The sequence below is a fragment of the Actinomyces wuliandei genome, assembly GCF_004010955.1.
Taxonomy (GTDB): Bacteria; Actinomycetota; Actinomycetes; order Actinomycetales; family Actinomycetaceae; genus Actinomyces; species Actinomyces wuliandei.
Genome location: NZ_CP025227.1, coordinates 2,055,897 through 2,073,766, shown reverse-complemented (window position 1 = coordinate 2,073,766; position 17,870 = coordinate 2,055,897). Strand labels below are relative to the sequence as shown.

General features: G+C 70.1%; 11 protein-coding genes. 3 read left to right on the top strand and 8 right to left on the bottom strand.

Annotated elements, in window-relative coordinates:
• Nucleotides 1–291: 291 nt before the first annotated feature.
• Nucleotides 292–642, bottom strand: coding sequence for a HepT-like ribonuclease domain-containing protein (locus CWS50_RS08570; RefSeq protein WP_127842458.1), 351 nt, complete (start codon nucleotides 640–642; stop codon nucleotides 292–294).
• A complete protein-coding gene (locus CWS50_RS08565; protein ID WP_127842457.1) occupies nucleotides 632–937 on the bottom strand; it encodes a nucleotidyltransferase family protein in 306 nt (101 codons plus the stop codon). The genes CWS50_RS08570 and CWS50_RS08565 overlap by 11 nt, the downstream gene beginning before the upstream one ends.
• A gap of 217 nt (nucleotides 938–1,154) precedes the next feature.
• Here CWS50_RS08565 and CWS50_RS08560 point away from each other — a divergent pair, with 217 nt between their 5' ends.
• Nucleotides 1,155–4,361, top strand: coding sequence for an ATP-dependent helicase (locus tag CWS50_RS08560; RefSeq protein WP_127842456.1), 3,207 nt, complete (start codon nucleotides 1,155–1,157; stop codon nucleotides 4,359–4,361).
• Here CWS50_RS08560 and CWS50_RS08555 read toward each other — a convergent pair.
• From CWS50_RS08555 to CWS50_RS08535, 5 genes are all read right to left on the bottom strand, one after another.
• Nucleotides 4,337–4,909 (bottom strand): hypothetical protein, encoded by a 573-nt coding sequence (locus tag CWS50_RS08555; protein WP_127842455.1) that lies wholly within the window; start codon nucleotides 4,907–4,909, stop codon nucleotides 4,337–4,339. The two genes, CWS50_RS08560 and CWS50_RS08555, sit on opposite strands and share 25 nt — an antisense overlap.
• 505 nt (nucleotides 4,910–5,414) lie before the next feature.
• Nucleotides 5,415–6,044, bottom strand: a complete 630-nt coding sequence (locus CWS50_RS08550; protein ID WP_127842454.1) for an ImmA/IrrE family metallo-endopeptidase — start codon at nucleotides 6,042–6,044, stop codon at nucleotides 5,415–5,417.
• A gap of 164 nt (nucleotides 6,045–6,208) precedes the next feature.
• Complete coding sequence (locus CWS50_RS08545) at nucleotides 6,209–8,359, bottom strand: glycoside hydrolase family 84 protein (protein ID WP_127842453.1); 2,151 nt, start codon at nucleotides 8,357–8,359, stop codon at nucleotides 6,209–6,211.
• A gap of 201 nt (nucleotides 8,360–8,560) precedes the next feature.
• The gene (locus tag CWS50_RS08540) at nucleotides 8,561–10,255 is read right to left on the bottom strand and encodes an MDR family MFS transporter (RefSeq protein ID WP_243118257.1); all 1,695 of its coding nucleotides are present in this window, start codon (nucleotides 10,253–10,255) and stop codon (nucleotides 8,561–8,563) included.
• A gap of 157 nt (nucleotides 10,256–10,412) precedes the next feature.
• A complete protein-coding gene (locus CWS50_RS08535; RefSeq protein ID WP_206610392.1) occupies nucleotides 10,413–10,901 on the bottom strand; it encodes a hypothetical protein in 489 nt (162 codons plus the stop codon).
• Between the two features lie 354 nt (nucleotides 10,902–11,255).
• Here CWS50_RS08535 and CWS50_RS08530 point away from each other — a divergent pair, with 354 nt between their 5' ends.
• Nucleotides 11,256–12,347: a hypothetical protein gene (locus tag CWS50_RS08530; protein ID WP_127842451.1), complete on the top strand. Its 1,092-nt coding sequence runs from the start codon at nucleotides 11,256–11,258 to the stop codon at nucleotides 12,345–12,347.
• A 186-nt stretch (nucleotides 12,348–12,533) separates the two neighbouring features.
• On the opposite strand, the gene CWS50_RS08525 is transcribed toward CWS50_RS08530, so the two are convergent.
• Nucleotides 12,534–15,260: a glycoside hydrolase family 31 protein gene (locus tag CWS50_RS08525; RefSeq protein ID WP_127842450.1), complete on the bottom strand. Its 2,727-nt coding sequence runs from the start codon at nucleotides 15,258–15,260 to the stop codon at nucleotides 12,534–12,536.
• Between the two features lie 376 nt (nucleotides 15,261–15,636).
• On the opposite strand from CWS50_RS08525, the gene CWS50_RS08520 reads away from it, so the two are divergent.
• Nucleotides 15,637–17,535 (top strand): alpha-glucosidase, encoded by a 1,899-nt coding sequence (locus tag CWS50_RS08520; protein WP_127842449.1) that lies wholly within the window; start codon nucleotides 15,637–15,639, stop codon nucleotides 17,533–17,535.
• Nucleotides 17,536–17,870: the final 335 nt, after the last annotated feature.

Genomic DNA, 17,870 nt, shown 5'->3' with positions numbered 1-17,870 from the left:
GAGGCCGTCTCTGAGCTCTTCCGCAGATTCTCGCGGTCTCTGGAGGCCCACTGGGGTAGCCGGAGCGTGAAGATGTGCAACCGCCAGGTGCGTTGCACATCTTCGGCGTCCTGCACGCGGTTTCCGTTAACCGGCTGGCGCGGGATTCCGGGGGTCCCCAAGGAAGGAGCAGGCTGAAGATGTGCAGCAAGGGGGTGGCTGCCTGTTACCTGCTTCCGGATCCGCTCCCGGGCTGCCTGCCAGCTTATGACCTCGTGCGTCCAAACCGGGAGAGGAGTGGCGGTGGTGTGCTCAGCCGTCGCTGCTGGCGGGGAGCAACGCCTCGATCTGTGGCAGCAGGGTCGGAACCTTTCGTGTCCCCGCCTCGTAGACGAGTCGGGCGTCAACGGTCCCGTACTCGTGGGCAAGAATGTTCCGCATCCCGACTATGCGGTTCACATCCCGGATCTGCGCTGCTACCCGCGGATCCGTTCGGCGTACCCGGTTGAGTGACTCGCCGAGTATCTCAAGCTGACGCTCAACTGCGGAGCGCCGCATCGCGTCCTGGGTGAACTGGTCCCAGTTGACACCGTCAAGGAACTTGATCACCGACCGGGCTGCCTCGGCGGCCTCCCACAGGTAGGCGGCGCTCTCATGACGCATAGACGTCCTCCGCTGTAGCCAGGACCGACTCCCGGAAGTAGGGGTTTCGCAGGGAGTCTGTCGTTACGAGATCCACAGGACGGCCTGCAGCGTGCTCCAGGGCCTCCTGCAGACCGAAGAAGTCCTCGAAGCGACTGTCTCGGTCCTCCTTGAAATCGACGAGGAAGTCGAGGTCGCTGGTGGTCGGGTCGAAGGTCCCGGTCACGGCTGATCCAAAGATCCTGAGCCGCGCCACACCGAAACGCCTACAGGCATCCCTGATGGCATCCGGATCGGCTGCAGCGGCAACAGTCATGGCTCAATTCTCTCAGAAGACTCCGCGCAAAGGCGCGGGACAGGCTCGGGGCAGGGCCAGGTCCTCCTGGACGGGTACTTCCTGGGCCCGACGAGGTGCGTCGCCCGTGCGGGCGCTCACGGGGTCCTCATGCTGCCCAAGTGCTCTGCGGCGCTGGCCTCGCCCGCGCGAGTGCTGGTGGGCCGCTGGGTGGCACGTGGCCTAGGCTTGGCCTGCCATGACTCACGCGACGAACGCCCTCTTCGGCAACCTGTCCATGCCCGGGACAAGCCGCACCTCCCTGCCCGCCGAGGCCGCCCTGCCCTCCCTGGCTACTTTTGACGACGACTCCTGGGCCGACGTGGAGCCTCCGGACACGGAGGACCTGGAGCCGGGGGAGGGGGGACCACAGGACTGGGTGCGTGAGGACCTACCCGGCGGGGCCCGTGGCACGGGGACTGGGGAGTACCCCGTCAGGACTCGGGGCGCAGGCCCTGTTGCCGACCACGGCGGGGAGCCTGCCGAGGACCGTGGCACCGCGCCCCTCTCCTGGGAAGAGCGCCAGGCGGTCACGGCGGGCCTCGTGGCCCGCGCCCAGGCGGACACGTCAGCAGCCCGCGCCCAGGCCGACTGGTCTGAGCAGGCTGAGGCCGACCTGGCAGCGGCTGCTGCCACGGGGGGCGCAGAAGGGTTGGTGCGCCCCGGTGCGGGCAGCGCTGGGGGCGCGACGGCCGACCGGGAGCCAGTGGGCGCCGTCGGCACCGTGCGCACGGGGTACGCGGGGCACACGGGGACGCCAGGCGCGCCCTGGGGAGCCACTGCTGCCGACCCCGTCGGCCTGGTCGAGGGCCTCAACCCCGCCCAGGCCCAGGCGGTCACGCACTCGGGGTCGCCGCTGCTCATCATCGCCGGGGCCGGCTCGGGCAAGACCCGCGTGCTCACCCACCGCGTGGCCCACCTTATTGCCACCGGGCGGGCGCGTCCCGGGGAGATCCTGGCGATCACCTTCACCAACAAGGCCGCCGCCGAGATGCGTGAGCGGGTCACCGCCCTGGTGGGACCTGCGGGGGAGCGCATGTGGGTGTCCACCTTCCACTCCGCGTGCGTGCGTATCCTGCGCCGCAGCCACGAGGCGGCCGGCCTGCGCTCGACCTTCTCTGTCTACGACGCCGCCGACTCCACCCGCCTGATCACCCTTATCGTGCGAGAGCTGGGCATCGACCCCAAGCGCTTCACCCCCAGGACCTTTGCCCACCGCATCTCCGACCTGAAGAATGAGCTGGTCACCCCGGAGGCGTTCGCGCGCACGGCCCAGACCACCAACCCGATGGAGCGCCACCTGGCAGAGGTCTACCAGGCCTATGCCCAGCGCTTGGCGGCGGCCAACGCCCTGGACTTCGACGACATCATCATGCGTACCGTCGCCCTCCTCCAGACCCAGCCCGCCGTGGCCGAGGCCTACCGGCGCCGCTTCCGCCACGTGCTGGTGGACGAGTACCAGGACACCAACCACGCCCAGTACGTGCTGGTGCGTGAGCTGGTCGGCGGCCCGGGCACCTCCGGGGAAGGCTCGCCCCTGTCGGCGGGCGAGCTGACGGTGGTGGGGGACTCCGACCAGTCCATCTACGCCTTCCGCGGTGCCACGATCCGTAACATCGAGGAGTTCGAGCAGGACTACCCCAGCGCGGAGACGATCCTGCTGGAGCAGAACTACCGCTCCACCCAGAACATCCTCACCGCAGCCAACGCGGTCATCTCCCGCAACAGCGGCCGCCGTCCCAAGAACCTGTGGACCAGCTCCGGCGACGGCGCACCCGTGACCGGGTACGTGGCCGACTCCGAGCACGACGAGGCCCGCTGGGTCAGCCAGGAGATCGACCGGCTGGCTGACGAGCACGGCGTGCGGCCTGCGGACGTGGCCGTCTTCTACCGCACCAACGCCCAGTCCCGCGCCCTGGAGGAGGTCTTCGTCCGCTCCGGTCAGCCCTACAAGGTCATCGGGGGCACCCGCTTCTACGAGCGGCGCGAGGTCAAGGACGCCATCGCCTACCTGCGCGCCGTGGACAACCCCGACGACGACGTCAACCTGCGCCGCATCCTCAACGTCCCCAGGCGGGGCCTGGGGGACAAGGCGGAGGCGGCTCTGGCTGAGCACGCCTCCCGCCACGCGGTGTCCTTCGGACGGGCCGTCGCCGACGCCGCCGGGGTGCTGCGGGAGGAGCGGGGTGGCGGCGAGCCACCGGTCGTGGAGGGGCTGACGACTCGGGCCCGCAACCAGGTGCGCGGCTTCCACGAGCTGCTGGCCTCCCTGCGCCAGATGCTGGCCGAGGGGGAGGGCGTGGCCGAGGTGCTTGACGCGGCCCTGGACGCCTCCGGCTACCTGGCTGAGCTGCGGGCCAGCGACGACCCCCAGGACGCCACCCGGGTGGAGAACCTGGCTGAGCTGCACTCGGTGGCCTCCGACTTCCAGGCTGCCAACCCGACGGGGACCCTGGCGGACTTCCTGGAGCGCGTCTCCCTGGTGGCCGACTCTGACCAGCTGCCCGACACGGGTGAGGCAGGGACCGGAGACCTTCCGGAGGGGCAGGTGACCCTCATGACCGTGCACACTGCCAAGGGGCTGGAGTTCCCGGTGGTCTTTGTCACTGGTATGGAGGACGGCACCTTCCCCCACGCCCGCTCCCTGGCCGAGGAGGCCGACCTGGCTGAGGAGCGCCGTCTGGCTTACGTGGCGCTGACTCGTGCCCGTGAGCGGCTCTATCTCACCCGTGCCGCCGTGCGTAGTGCCTGGGGGACGGCCCAGGCCATGCCTGCATCCCGGTTCCTGGACGACCTCCCGGCCGAGGTCGTGGACTGGAGGAGGCTGGCCTCGGACACCGTGGCGCTGTACGGCGACAGCACCGGTTGGGGCTCCAGCTGGGGGGAGGGCGGCTACGGCTCTGGCCGCCGTAGTGCGCATGGTGCCCGGAGGGGGCGGACAGGCTCCGACAGCGGCGGGGAGGCCTGGGGGAGTCCTGCCCACCCTGACGAGGACGACTTCGCGCCCCCGGTCGGGTCGGGGAGCCGCCGCACCGGGCGTCTGGGGCGGGTGGAGACAGCCAGGGACCGTGCTGAGGCCCGGCGCGCCGAGCGGGCGGCCAGGCGAGGTCGGCCGAGTCGGCTGGACGGCAGTCCAGGACGTCCTCAGGGTCGGTCAGGGCGGAGGGAAGGAGGTCACGCGGGCGCTGACGGCGACGCGGAACACTTCCAGGACGAGGCGCTGCCAGCAGCGGTGGCTGGTCTGCGGGTGGGTGACCAGGTCCGCCACGACTCCTACGGGGTCGGGACCGTGGTCGGCCTGGAGGGCCGGGGCCGCTCCCTGACAGCCCGGGTGGAGTTCACTGTCGCCGGGGCGGTGACGACCAAGCGCCTCATGCTGCGCTACGCACCTGTGGCCAGGGTCTGAGTGGTCTGGCTGCGGGGCAGGGCCTTGTCGGGAGCGCGTGACGGCCTGGGTCTCAGCGGCGTGGGAGGGTCGACAGGGTCTACTTTGTGCCGGTGGCTGGTGCTGGGGGCGCTAGGGTGCCGCGCGCGGTAGCTGGCCCAGGCGGCCCGGACCTGAGTCGCGGTGACCTCGTCACGCCAGAGGTCCTCCTTCTCCAGCCAGTGCACGAGGTCTGTCACCTGGTCGGGGGTCGGCGTGTCCTCGTCGTCCTGAAGGATCTGGGTGGCGGTCTCGGTGTCGACGTAGGTGGAGACCATGTCGCACTCCCCGTCAAGGATCGTCAGGAGCACCGGTGCGGGCAGGTCCGCGCGCCGGGAGTAGGTGTGCCAGGCGTGGGCGAGGGCGGTGGTCAGTGTCCAGGGGTCCTGGGAGGGGCCGTGAAGAGCCAGGTGGTTCCTGCCGGTCAGGTGGTCAGCAATCGCCTGACGCTCTTCCTGGGTGGCACCTGCCCCGGTGAGGAGGTCGTCAACAAGGTGCGCCGCGTGGGCGAGGTCGTGGTGACTGCTCATGTGCTCAGTAGCTCCAAGGTGTGTGGTGTCAGTGGCGGGATGGAACCTCAGTCGTCGTGCGGTGAGGGCTTGTCGGGTGGGGGGGTGAGGCAGGTCGGCGGGTCGTGGTAGGTGCCGGTTCTGTGGGCTGTGCCGTCTCCTCTCGTAGAGGTGCTCCGGCTTCTGCTCCGTGCCTGGGGAGGGACGGAGCAAGGTGCGCGGAGGGGGTGCTGTTGACTTCGGTGTCTTGATGATGTCACAGCAGTAGAAACTTTTCCATTCCTGACGAACGGGTGTCGAGCGGCGCCTCCCTGTAGTGGTGGCGCCTGCCGCTGGCCTCAGGCCCCTGGCTCACTGCGCGTGACTGCCGCCCATCTCATGTGGTGCTGCCCACAGCGCATCCACGGCTGCTGTCTGCGCGCCCGGCTCTGAGGCGGTGCGGTGCCGTGGTCGTGAGCGGGTGGTCCCGCCTCGGAGGTGACGTCATGTCACCCTTTGCAGGTGGTTCCTGCACGCATGGGCAGGGCTACTGGTTGGCTCCTGCCTTGCCGACGAGGAAGCTGAGGACTGTCGAGTTGCGGTTACGTCGGTAGACCTCGAACATCATGCGCATGGCGGTGATCTCGGCACGCCGCTCCCGTACGCTGCCAAACGTGGTCCGGCAGCTCGCCGTGGTGTGCTCGGCGCAGATGTCGCCGTGCAGGACGTGGGCGAGCTCGTGCAGGATCGTCTGGGTCCGGTTGAGCGGCGACAGCCGGGAGTCGTAGTAGACCATGGCCGTGGCACCCACGGATACTGTCACGCCGTTGACCTCGGCGCTCTGCAGCTCGCTGGGGATCGGGTTGAGCACGACGTTCATACCGCAGGCCCGGCCCACGGCGTCCGCCAGGTTCTCCATGGACAGGACATCCGGCCACACGAGCCTGTCCAGCGCGTCCTCCTGGTCCTGCGGGGTCTCGCGGTCCGGCTCCGGCTGCGAGGTCTGCGGCTGTCGGAGCACGTGCCCTGCCGGGTGCTCCCCGTGGGGGCTCTCATGAGCAGCAGCACCCTGGGAACCTGCCTCCCGCTCCTCCAGGCGTCCGGCGCCCCCAGTGTCAGCACCGTCGGCCGCCCGCATGAGCAGCATGCGCGCCAACCTGCTTGTCAAGGTGGGCATCAGCACTCCTTGTAAGTGTGAGGAATGAGTATCGCCTGGGGGCTGTCGCCTACGGGTACCGGCAATGTTGCTGCTACGTCACGGATGCTATCTGATAAAACGGCTGAACGGAAGCGGGGAGGGGTGCGCAGCACGGTGCTGACCGTGCTCCCCGGAGAGCGCGGTCAGCGGGCCTCCCAGGTGGCAGCAGCCTGGTCTACCAGCTCGCTGAGCGCGGTCTCGCCGAGCTGGGGCACCACGGCGTCCTCGACCACGCTCGTCCCCTCCAGCGAGGGGGCGCGGGGCTGCTGCGCCCGGGAGGCGGCCTGGTCCATGGTCGTGCTGGCCGCCTGAGCGGTGGCAGCGTCCCCGGCACGCAGCGCCACGAGGAGGTCCACTGCTGCGAGCCCGGCCTCGGCCCAGTCGGCCGTCGCCTCGATCCAGGGGCTGGCGTCGTCGTAGAAGCCCTCTTCCTCCATGGAGGCCAGGGTCGTGGGGGCGTCGCGCAGCAGTGACAAGCGGGAGCGCAGCCGGGCGGCGCTGTCCTCCAGCGCGGTGCCGTCGTCGGCGTCCAGCGCCTGTGTGACGGCGTCGACCTCCTCCCATGTCTCCGTCGCCTCCCAGGCGGCGAACTCCCACGGCTCGTGGACGTCGATGAAGGCCTGCATCGTCTCCCAGGCCAGGCCCGAGTCCTCTCCGACGAGGTCGGCGACGGCAGTGTCACGCACAGCCTGGGGGTCGTGCGCCGCTGGGTTCCAGGAGTAGCTGGCGTACTCGGCCAGCGCCAGCCGGGAGGCGTAGGGCTGGATCATGGGATTGGTGGTGATCCCGGTGACGGCTGTTGCCAGGGTGGCGTCGCGGGCGGGCATGGCTCCCAGGAAGAGACGGGCCTGGTTGTCCCCGTCGTTGGCCGGGAAGTTGTCCCACACCACCAGGCTGGTGGTGTCGTAGTTGCGGGCGGCCTGGGTGGCCTGCTGGGTGGTCAGGTTGTCGGTGACAATGGCCTCCCCGGTCCACTGGACCTGCACGGCGTCGTCAAGAGCCTGCCCGAAGGCGGTGGTGTAGGCCGTGGCCTGTGTGCCGGTGTACTCGGTCGGGACCGTCCACAGGTCCGGGAGGCCGTTGGCCTCGACGTAGTTGGTCTGGAGGTGGTTGAGGAGGTGGGCCTGTGCGGTGGCCAGCGCGACAGAGGGGTTGGGGTCGGTGAAGACCTCCCGGTCCGCCTCGCACTCCAGGGTCTGTGGCGTGTCGTCCAGGGCCAGGTAGAAGCTGTCCACCCCCGCCTCGCCCAGCTGGTCAAAGACAGCCTCCACGGCCTCAAGGTCGTCCTGGGAGGAGTAGCAGATGTCCTCGCCGGGGGACAGGGCGACCACGAGCTCCACGTGACGGGCGCGGGCGCGCTCCGCCAGTTCCGACAGGCGGTCCAGCTCCTCGTCGGGGTAGGGCTCGCGCCACTGGTCGCGCAGGTAGACGTCGTCCTTGGGCGCGTAGACGTAGGTGTTCATCCGCCACCGGGCCATGTGGTCCAGGGTGTCCAGCCGCGCCTCGTGGCTCCACGGGATCCCGTAGAACCCCTCCACCACGCCCCGCACGTCCATCGCAGGCTGGTCACTGGCCTGGACCCCGGCCACGACGCCGCCCTGGGTGAGCTGTCCCAGGGTCCTGGCGGCGTAGAGGAGCCCGTTGGGACCACCGCCCAGGACCGTGACGGTGGGGAGCCCGTCAGTGGTCGTGGTGGCCAGCAGGTAGCCCTCCTCGTGCTCGGGCACGCTCATGCCCCCCTCAAGGTAGCCGGAGGCGTCGGGGCCGTCGGTGCCCACCACGACCCGGGCTGTGGGGGTGGTGGCCTCAGAGCCTGAGTCCTCAGGGGCCGAGGGCTCTGGCTCCGAGCCTGCCGGGCTGCCCGCAGTACCTGAGGCGCTCAGCGTGCCGCCGGAGCCGGTGACCAGCTCACGCACGAGTGCCACGGTGTCCGCTGAGTCACCGTCCGCTGTGTTGCTGTCCGCTGTGTCACCGACAGTGACGAGCTCGACGGTACCGGTCAGGTCCACCTCCGGTCCCTCCCAGGTGAGGGACCGGGGCGCGGGGTGCAGCGCCAGGGCGGCGTCGGTGCTGTCGTCGTCGCCCGTGGTGGCGGTGCTGGTGCTGCCAGCGCCCGCAGCGGCTTCGGTGGTGCTGCCAGCCGTGGCACCCGCAGTGGTGCTGGTCCCCTGGGCGTCCCCGGCCTGTGACGGCGAGAGCGGGATGAGAGTGGTCAGGACGAGGGCCACGGCGGCCAGGAGAGCCGTGACGGCAGCTCTGTGACGCCAGTGGGAACCATTACTGCGCAGATACATGCCGCCTATTATGAGGGTGAGGGCCGCCTGCGGGTCGGTGGTGCCGCCTGTGGGTAGGTGATCTGGGACGCGGTGGATCGGTGGTCACCCTCATCCGGTCAGACGCAGGCTGGGAGCGGACCTCACCCCAGGAGAGGTCGTCGCGTGTCCCGCCCGCCCAGGCAGCAAGGCGGGGGCCTGCCCCGACTCCGGGGCAGCTGGTCATGCCTCGGAGCGCGTCCGGCCTGCCTCAGGCTGCTGCCCGTCCTCGGCGAGAGGTACCGGGTCGGCGGTGAGCGCCTTCTCCAGGTCACGCTGCTCCAAGCCGGTCCTGGCGGACAGGGGGATCGACTCGAAGCCCAGGGCGACCAGGGCGGACAGCAGGAGCACCGGGACCAGGGCCAGCACCACGGGGGACAGGCTGTCCACGTAGGCGGCGACGACGTCGGCGTGCTCCGTGGGACCCAGGTCCCGCACCGCCTGCGGGGTCAGGCTGGAGGAGTCCTGGGGGCTGAGCCCCGTTGCGGTCAGGGCGGCGGTGAGCCGGGAGGTGAAGACGACGCCAACGATCGTGTTGCCCAGGGAGACCCCGATCTCACGGAAGAAGTTGTTGGCGCTGGTGGCGGTGCCCAGCACGGAGGCGGGCAGCGCGTTCTGGATGACCAGGACGATCAGCTGGAAGAACAGGCCTATGCCCAGGCTGAGGACAAAGACCCCGGCGCACATCCACCACAGCGGTGTCGCCTGGTCGGCCAGGCCGACGACAGCCATGCCCACCGCCCCCAGGAGGCTGCCCACGACCGGGTAGAGCCGGTAGCGGCCCGTGCGGGTGACCAGCGCGCCCGACAGCATGGAGCCGACCACCATCCCCGCGGCCCCGGGCACCAGCAGCAGGCCGGAGGCTGAGGCGGACACGCCGTAGACCATCTGCAGGTAGGTGGGCAGGTAGCCGTTGATGCCGAACAGGCAGCCCATGGCCAGCACCGAGACGACCGTGGCGACCACGAAAGTCCGGTTGGTCAGGATGGAGGGGGGCATGACCGGCTCGGCGGCACGCCTCTCCACCGGCAGGAGCGCGCCCCAGGCCAGGAGGGTCAGCAGGCCCAGTCCCAGGATCACCGGGCTGCTCCACGGGTAGAGGGCGCCTCCCCAGGTGGCGATGAGCACGGTGCCGACTGCCCCGGTGTTGGCCAGGGCCAGGCCCAGCCAGTCAATGCGCACGCGCACGTGGCGGCGCGGCAGCTGCAGGTTCAGCGCGACCAGCACCCAGGCCGCGGCACCGAAGGGCAGGAAGAACCAGAAGACCCAGCGCCAGCTCAGCACGTCGGTGAGCCACCCGCCCAGCAGCGGCCCCAGGATCGAGGCCAGGCCGAACATGGCGCCCAGCGGGGCCGTGTAGGTGGCGCGCACCCGTGGCGGGATGAGGTCGCCGGTGATGGCCTGGGAGGAGATGATGAGGCCGCCCCCGCCCAGTCCCTGGAGGAAGCGGAAGGCGACGAACATCTCCATGCTCGTGGACACGCCGCACAGCGCCGAGCCACCCACGAACAGGGCGATGGCCACCAGGTAGAGGGGCTTGCGCCCCATGGTGTCGCCCAGCCTGCCGTAGACGGGCATCGCCACCGTCTGCGCCAGGGTGTAGGCGGTGATGGCCCACGACATGCGTGAGACCCCGCCCAGGTCCCCCACGATGGTGGGCAGGGCGGTGGCCACCACGGTCTGGTACATGGCGGACAGGAACATCACCAGCATGAGGCAGCCGTAGACCACCCAGAAGCGCCGGTCCGGGTGGAAGGTCATGCCCTGCGTGCTGGTGGGTGCAGCGGCGGTCCCGGCAGCAGCTCCGGCGGTTGCGGGTCCTGGCTCGGCTCCTGCTGCGCTGGAGCTGCTCGTGGCTGGTTCTGACTGGTCTGCCATCTCTCTCCTGGGCTGGGCGACGCCGGGAGGGGCGTCGTCCAGCCATTCTGCCACTCGGTTGTTTGCAGGAGGCGCCGGGGAAAGATGAGGCGTCTGGCACGTCGGTGGCGGCACGGTCACGAGGGCTGGCGGGGGCTGCCCCCGTGGGCTGCTCTGCCTACTCCACGTGGTCCTCCACGTGGTCCATGACGATTGCACGGTGGGTGCGCACGATCTCGGTGAGGGCGTCGATGGCGGTGTGGCCGCTGGGCAGGGCGGAGCCGAACCCGGTGCGTCCCACGACACGGGCGGTGTCGATATCGACCTCCAAGGTGGCGGCAGGGCGGTCGCCGTCGCCCAGGTAGAGGTTGTAGATGTCGCTGCGGGCGCGGCCGTCGGTGCTGTTGTCCGGGAGCACGATGATCATGGCGCTCATGGCGTCGATCGTGCCCTGCCACAGGTGGCTGGGGTCGTTGGTGGGGTGGGTGGCGTCCCCCGGGCTCCGGGTGTCCTGAAGGGGGGTGATGGTCAGTGGCATGGTGTTCTCCGTGGGGGTCGTGTCGTGGCTGTCGGCTCGTTGGGTCCGCGTCGTGGAAGTCGTGGGGATGTTGTCGGGGCGCGCGCGACCGTCAGCGGTGGTGGGCGGCGTGCTGCGGACGGCTGCCACTGTGCAGGTCCGGGGAAGGAGGAGGTGGGGGATGCCGCAATAGGCGAAACAGGGAGTTCCCGGGCGCCGACAGGCCGTCCTGCGCCGCAGAGACGGGCGTGGCGGGCGCAACTCAGAGATGTCACGTGGTCTCAGCCTCCTCCGGCAGGAGGGCGGCGGATACCGTGTGTCGTCTACCAACGCACCGGACACCGCCTGCCGTCTGCCGACGCAGGGGTACAAGTCCTGACTCGTTGTTCTTTCGTTACTCTACTATCTGGGCTGTGCCGGACGTGCCACGCAGGAGCGGCATGCCGTGGGCACATTCTGCCGGGCTGGATCAGGCCAGGCTGGACAAGGAAAGGACCTGACAGGGTGTCTATACCGTTCGACGTTGGTTCCTGGGGACTGTTCTGCGGCCAGGACCTCAGGCAGCTGGTGCTCGTTGACGACCAGCCCTGCGGGCCTGTCTCGGCACGCAAGGTCTCCCGCTCCCTGACGCGTCGGCTGCTTCTGGACGAGGGGCGGGTGGCCCGAGCCGCCCAGGACGTCAGGCATGTCCGCGAGGAGGTCTCGCATGCCGGGACCCAGTGGGTCGTCAAGCTGCACCCGGTAGGCTCGCCCCGCTCAGCCAGGACTGTCGGTGTGTTGGCGGGAGTCTTCCCCGCCGAGGCTAGTATTCCTGACCTCCCTCTGGTGGGGTCGTGGGAGTGGGAGATCGAGCGGGACGAGGACGGTGAGCCCACCCCGCGCAGACGCACCTACTGGGACCGCAACCTCTTTCTCATCTACGACGTCGACTCGGGTGCGGCCCAGCAGCAGCGGGGCTACTGGGAGGTGGGTGAGTGGGCAAACGAGCTGGTCGACCAGGCGGACCAGATGCGGGTCAACCGGTCAGTCCGGGACGGGATTCGTGACGGGCTGCCAGGTACGGCGGGTGTGTACAGGTATCTCACCTACCATGTAGTGACAGGCTACGGCTCGCCCGTACGGGGAAGGCGCCACCTGCGCTCGGTCGGTACGGCCGCTCCAGTTGCTCCGCATGATGACAAGATCATTCTGCTGGGTTTGAGCTACGAGGTGCCTGAGACTTTCCGCGACATGGCTTTTGAGCAGGACGACAGTGCGGCCCGGGTTGACGACGTGCTGCATGGGGTCATGGGGCTGGCCAGGGAGCCGATGGCGGTCGTCGATGCGATGACACTCGATGTTCTCATGACATCACCGTCGTGGCGGCGGGAGCGTCTCGACTACGTCGGGGGCCTCAGGGGGCTCGTTGACGGTTCCCCAGAGGACCTGGTGGAGCTGCACTCCCTGATGGCGGAGGCGGTGGGCAGCACAGAGCCTACCCGTGCTGTGCGGGTCAGGCTGCGCAGGACGGACGGCTCGGTCCAGGAGGTCAGCATTACCGCCACTGGTGTCCCGGGAGCCCGTCACCGTGACGTCGTCATCCGCCTGGACTCTTAAGGCGTACCTTAGGTGTGCGTCTTCAGGCCGCTGTGCCTGGGCTGAGTGTGACGAGCACAGGCAAGGTCGCGGAAAGCCGGAGAGCCCTGGGCCTCGTCGGCAGGCCGGGGTGCACCAGGGCAGAGCATGGCACGGTCTGCGGCCAACTCCATGGGGCCAGATGCGCTGACGGTGCTCGCTTACAGCTCATAAAAGCTCGGCGACCGCGCTGCGCAGGGTCTCGGGCAGGCCCACGGCCTCCAGCTCGGCCAGCAGCGCGGCCCCATCCAGCCCCCGCTGCACCGCCGCCCAGGAGCGGTCCTTGACCTCGTAGGGCAGCTGTGCGGCCTCCAGAAGGTCGTAGACCTCCTGGGGCCAGGGTGCCGGAGCCTGCACGGCGTCGGCTAGCACCACCTCCACGCCGTCAACCAGCTCCTGGGCGCTCAGCCAGCCCAGGTCCACCTCGGTGCCCGCGCCCAGGGTGAAGCCGTCGGCCTCGACCCGCCTCACGGGGAGCGCTGTGGGCTCTGCGGGGCCCGGGCCGGTGAGGCTGGTGGAGTCGGCGGAGCCTGTGGTGCTGACGGGTGGGCCGGGGGCGTGGCCTCGCGCGTGCCGCAGTACCGCCCCCGAGCAGGAGCCCGCCAGGAGCCGCAGCCGCAGGTGCCGTGCCTGCGGCACCACGTGGGCGGCCCCCTCAAGCCGGACGCGCACGACGGCCCGCCCCTGGTGGCCCGTCGTAGCACCCGCCCTCGCCTGGGCGCCCGGCTCCTGGTCGTCCGTCACTTGACGGCTCGTCTCCTGGAAGCCTGGCTCCCGGTGGTCCTGCTCCTGGCGGTCGGCCCACTCCAGCTCGACCACCGTGCGGGCCACGGCCTGCGGCCCGGGGGACGCCGCCCCGTCGTCCTCCTCCAGGACGGTGCCGCCGTCGGCACCGGGGACGACCACCAGCTCCAGTTCGCGCGGGTTGTGGGCGGCGGGCTCGTCCACACTGCCCGCCAGAGGGATGACGCAGCCCGCACGCGCCAGGACCACGGTGCGCTCCAGAGGCCTGGACAGGATGAGCCTGCGCCCGCTGCCCTCACCGGCCGCGCTGGTGGCGTCGTAGCGGCGCCCGGTGGGCAGGTCGTACCACACGCCGTCAGGCAGCCAGGCAGGCTCACGTCCCAGGCCCGTCACAGGGTCCAGGGGGCTGGTGAACGGCACCACCAGCAGGTCCCCGAAGAGGAAGGTCCGACGGAGCTCGTAAGCACCCGCCTGGTCCGGGTAGTCGTGGTAGACAGGGCGTACCGGGCCGACGCCCTCGCTCGCCGAGCGCCTGGCCCAGGTGTAGAGGTAGGGGACCAGACGGTGGCGCAGCCGCAGGTAGGCGCCCATGGTGGCGCGGGCGTCACGGCGGTAGCGCCACGGCTCCTTGGAGTTGAACTCTGAGGAGGTGGAGTGCAGTCGGTTGACCGGGGAGAAGCAGCCCAGCTGGACCCAGCGGGCGGCCATGTCGTCGTCGCGCTGGCCCAGCATGTGCCCGCCGATGTCGTTGGACCACCAGTAGTAGCCGATGTTGGCTGCTGTCGCGGTGAACTCCGGCTGGAAGCGCAGGGAGTCCCAGGTGGCGACCGTGTCCCCGGAGAAGCCGATGGGGGTGCGGTGGCTGGAAGGGTCGGCGTAGCGGGAGAAGGTGACCGGGCGGCGCCCCCGGCGGCCGGAGTCGAGGTAGTGGACGTGGTTGAGCATCCACAAGGGGTCCAGGCCGGGGAGGGTCGTGGTGCCTCCCTGCTGCCAGTCCAGCCACCAGAAGTCCACGCCCTGCTCCTCCAGGGGGCGGTGCACCTGCTCCAGGTAGGCTCGTACGAAGTCGCGGTCCGCGATGTTGAAGGGGATGTCCTCCCCGGCCGCCGGGTCCAGGCCCAGGTCGGTGCACACCGCCTCGTAGGCCTCCTCGTGGCGGCGCACGCCCTGGGCCGGGTGGACGTTGAGGGTGACCAGCATGCCGCGCTGGTGCAGGGCCTCCAGGAAGGAGCGGGGGTCCGGGAAGAGGTCGCGGTTCCAGGTGTAGCCCGTCCACCCCGTGCCGATCGCCGGGTCGATGTCGACCAGGTGCCAGTCCATGTCGATGACGGCCACGGAGAAGGGCAGGCCCTCGGCGGCAAAGCGGTCCATGAGCGCCAGGTACTCCTCGGCGCTGTAGGCATGGTAGCGGCTCCACCAGTTGCCCAGCAGCGCCCGAGGGATGAGCGGGCTGGGGCCGGTGAGGCGGAAGAAGTCGCTCAGGGCGGCGCGGTAGTCCTGGCCGTAACCAAAGAGGTAGAGGTCCTGGGCCGCCTGGTGGAGCTCCTGGGCGGTGCCCTGGGAGCCGTCCCGGGGGCCACGTTGGGCACCGCCCCAGGGGTAGTCGGCGGCGCCGTCCCGGGTGCGGGGCACGACCCACTCATCCTGGGTCAGCAGCAGGGAGCCGGAGTCGTCTAGCACCGCGATCCCGGTCAGGGACAGCAGGCCGGGGTCCACGGCGGTGCGTCCGTCCACCTCGTCGAGGGTGCGGGTGGTGCCACCCAGGTTGGTCGGGAAGGACTCCTCGGGGTCCCAGGTGTCACCGTGGTACCAGGCGCCGCCGTGGGGGGAGGCGGTGGCCTGGCGCAGGCGCACGTTGAGCCCGGAGCGGGTGAAGCCCAGGGAGGGCACGTGGGTGAGGTGGAGGTGGTCGGTGACGACCTCCACCCGGTCCGGACCGGTCGTGACGTGGAAGGCGGGGGGCTTGCCCAGGTCGCGGGTGGTGACGAGCTGGGTGGCGGCGTCGGTGAAGGTCCCGGTGGGGGAGTGCTCCATGCGGATGAGTCGGCTGGTGAGCACCGTGAACCGGTAGGTGGGGCCAGTCACCAGGGCCTCAGGGTGGGCCGGGGCCGGGCGCGGGGTGTCGGGGCCGCGCGACAGCGGGAAGGTCATGGCAGAAGGGTGGCACCTCGGGGGGCGCGGCGCACCTGGAGGCGTGTATGGGAGGTATGCGGTGTATGAGGAAGTGCACATCTTCAGTGGTTGTACGGAGGATGTATCCGCAGGAGCACGCGAGTCGGCTGGTTGCGCCTCCAGGCTCGAGGGCTGAAGATGTGCAGCGAGAGTGGTCGTGCACATCTTCGGCACCGACGGGTGAGGGATGTGCCGGTCGGAACCGCGCAGTCTCAAGGATCAGCTTTCGAGAGAGGGTGCTGGTGAGCGCCGCGCGCTGGTGAAGATGTGCAGCAAGTCTGGCAGAATCGGCTGTCCGTCGGGCTGGCCCCAGCGCCCCCAGCCCTGCCGTCTCCACTGTCGTAGAAGGATCCCTATGAGCGTCTCCACCCCGCCCCTGGTCGTCTCCGCCCGGCACGTCGGCACCGAGGAGGACTGGTGGCGCCGAGCCGTCGTCTACCAGGTCTACCCGCGCTCCTTCCAGGACACCAACGGCGACGGGTACGGCGACATCCCGGGCATCACCTCCCGCCTGGACTACCTGGACGCCCTGGGGGTGGACGTGGTCTGGCTCAGCCCCGTCTACCGCTCCCCGCAGGACGACAACGGCTACGACATCTCCGACTACCGCGACGTCGACCCCCTGTTCGGGACCCTGGAGGACCTGGACGCCCTCATCTCGGGACTCCACCAGCGCGGCATGCGCCTGGTCATGGACCTGGTCGTCAACCACACCAGCGACGAGCACGAGTGGTTCCGCGACAGCCGCTCCTCACCCGCCTCGGCCCGGCGTGACTGGTACATCTGGCGGCCTGCCCGCCAGGTGGAGGGGCTGGAGCCGGGGCAGCCCGGTACCGAGCCCACCAACTGGGGCTCGGCCTTCTCCGGCCCGGCATGGTCCTGGGACGAGGTCAGCGGTGAGTTCTACCTCCACCTGTTCTCCCCGAAGCAGCCTGACCTCAACTGGGAGAACCCGCAGGTCCGCCGAGCCGTCTACGACATGATGACCTGGTGGCTGGACCGGGGAGTGGACGGCTTCCGCATGGACGTCATCAACCTGGTCTCCAAGACCTACCCGCTGGCCGACGCGCCCCGGGGCGAGGGGGACCTGTACGGGTCGGGGCTGGCTGCTGCGGCCAACGGCCCCCGTATCCACGAGTTCCTGGCGGAGATGAGCCGGGAGGTCTTCGCTCCCCGGTCGGGTCACGTCATCACGGTGGGGGAGATGCCTGGGGTGACCTGCGACCAGGCGCGGCTCTACACCGGACCGCAGCGCGGTGAGCTGGACATGGTCTTCCAGTTCGAGCACATGACCCTGGCCGAGGGGCCGGGCGGCAAGTTCGACCCGGTGCCGGTGGACCTGGTGGCTCTCAAGCGCAACCTGGCCTCCTGGCAGGAGGGGCTGGCTCCGCAGGCCGTGGCAGAAGGTGGCGGTGCCGGGGCGGCAGCGGGCGCTGCCCTCGCAGCCGGTGACCTGGCAGAGACCGGCTGGAACTCCCTGTACTGGGACAACCACGACCAGCCGCGCGCTGTCTCCCGGTTCGGTGACGACGACCCGGCCTGGCGCGAGCTGTCCGCCAAGACCCTGGCCAGCATCCTTCACGCGCACCGGGGCACGCCCTACGTCTACCAGGGCGAGGAGCTGGGGATGGTCAACACGGTGCTGGAGCGGATCGAGGACTACCGGGACCTGGAGTCGGTCAACTACTTCCACGAGCGGGTCGGCCAGGGGGAGGACCCGGCCGCGCTGCTGTCGGCGATGCGTGTCAGCTCGCGGGACAACGCCCGCACCCCGGTGCAGTGGTCCGACGCCGAGCACGCCGGGTTCACCACGGGGCACCCGTGGATGCCGGTGACGCCGGGGTACCGGGAGGTCAACGCCGCCGCCCAGGTGGGGGTGGCGGGGTCGGTCTTCGAGCACTACCGGGCGCTCATCGCCCTGCGCCACGACGACGAGGCCCTGGCCCTGGGGACCTTCCGCCTGCTGGCCGCCGACCATCCCACCGCCTGGGTGGTGCTGCGCGAGCTGGAGACCCGGGCGGGGCGTGAGCAGCTCCTGCTCATCGCCCAGTGCTCGCGCGAGGAGCTGGTGCTGGAGGGGCCGGGTGGCCTGTGGGAGGCGCTGGGTGCCGAGGGCCTGGACGCAGGGGCGTGGTCGGGGGCGCCGCTGCTGCTGCACGCCTCGGACCCGGCGGTACGACCCTCCTCTGGTCATGTGGGGGTGCCGTCCTGCCTGGGCGGCTGGGACTCGGTGCTGCTGCGGCACCGGGGGTGAGCCGCCGAGGTGCCCGTCCACCGGGAGCCCGGGGTACCGGCTCCTGGTTATCGTCTGGGACTGCAGCAGCCCCTGTACAAGGACGCAGAGACAGTCCGGGCACCCAGGGAAAGCAAGGTGAAGAGCTCTGGGACAACCTTGTGCTCCGAGGTCGCGACTGAGGCTGACGGGCCAGTACGGTTCTGGCGTAAGGGCTTCCAGCGTTGACGGTCCTTGACCTGTGGCGCATACTGGTGGGGAGCCGCCCGGAGGCAAGCGGGCGGCTCCCCGAGGCTGGCAGTTCAGATGAACCACCGGCCGAGGGCATCCATCAGGACACCAACGGCCCGGACCAG

Excerpts from the sequence above, each read along its gene's own strand:
- CWS50_RS08570 (WP_127842458.1), bottom strand. The coding sequence starts at position 642 with ATGCGTCATGAGAGCGCCGCCTACCTGTGGGAGGCCGCCGAGGCAGCC.
- CWS50_RS08565 (WP_127842457.1), bottom strand. The coding sequence starts at position 937 with ATGACTGTTGCCGCTGCAGCCGATCCGGATGCCATCAGGGATGCCTGT.
- CWS50_RS08560 (WP_127842456.1), top strand. The coding sequence starts at position 1,155 with ATGACTCACGCGACGAACGCCCTCTTCGGCAACCTGTCCATGCCCGGG.
- CWS50_RS08555 (WP_127842455.1), bottom strand. The coding sequence starts at position 4,909 with ATGAGCAGTCACCACGACCTCGCCCACGCGGCGCACCTTGTTGACGAC.
- CWS50_RS08550 (WP_127842454.1), bottom strand. The coding sequence starts at position 6,044 with ATGCCCACCTTGACAAGCAGGTTGGCGCGCATGCTGCTCATGCGGGCG.
- CWS50_RS08545 (WP_127842453.1), bottom strand. The coding sequence starts at position 8,359 with ATGTATCTGCGCAGTAATGGTTCCCACTGGCGTCACAGAGCTGCCGTC.
- CWS50_RS08540 (WP_243118257.1), bottom strand. The coding sequence starts at position 10,255 with ATGGCAGACCAGTCAGAACCAGCCACGAGCAGCTCCAGCGCAGCAGGA.
- CWS50_RS08525 (WP_127842450.1), bottom strand. The coding sequence starts at position 15,260 with ATGACCTTCCCGCTGTCGCGCGGCCCCGACACCCCGCGCCCGGCCCCG.
- CWS50_RS08520 (WP_127842449.1), top strand. The coding sequence starts at position 15,637 with ATGAGCGTCTCCACCCCGCCCCTGGTCGTCTCCGCCCGGCACGTCGGC.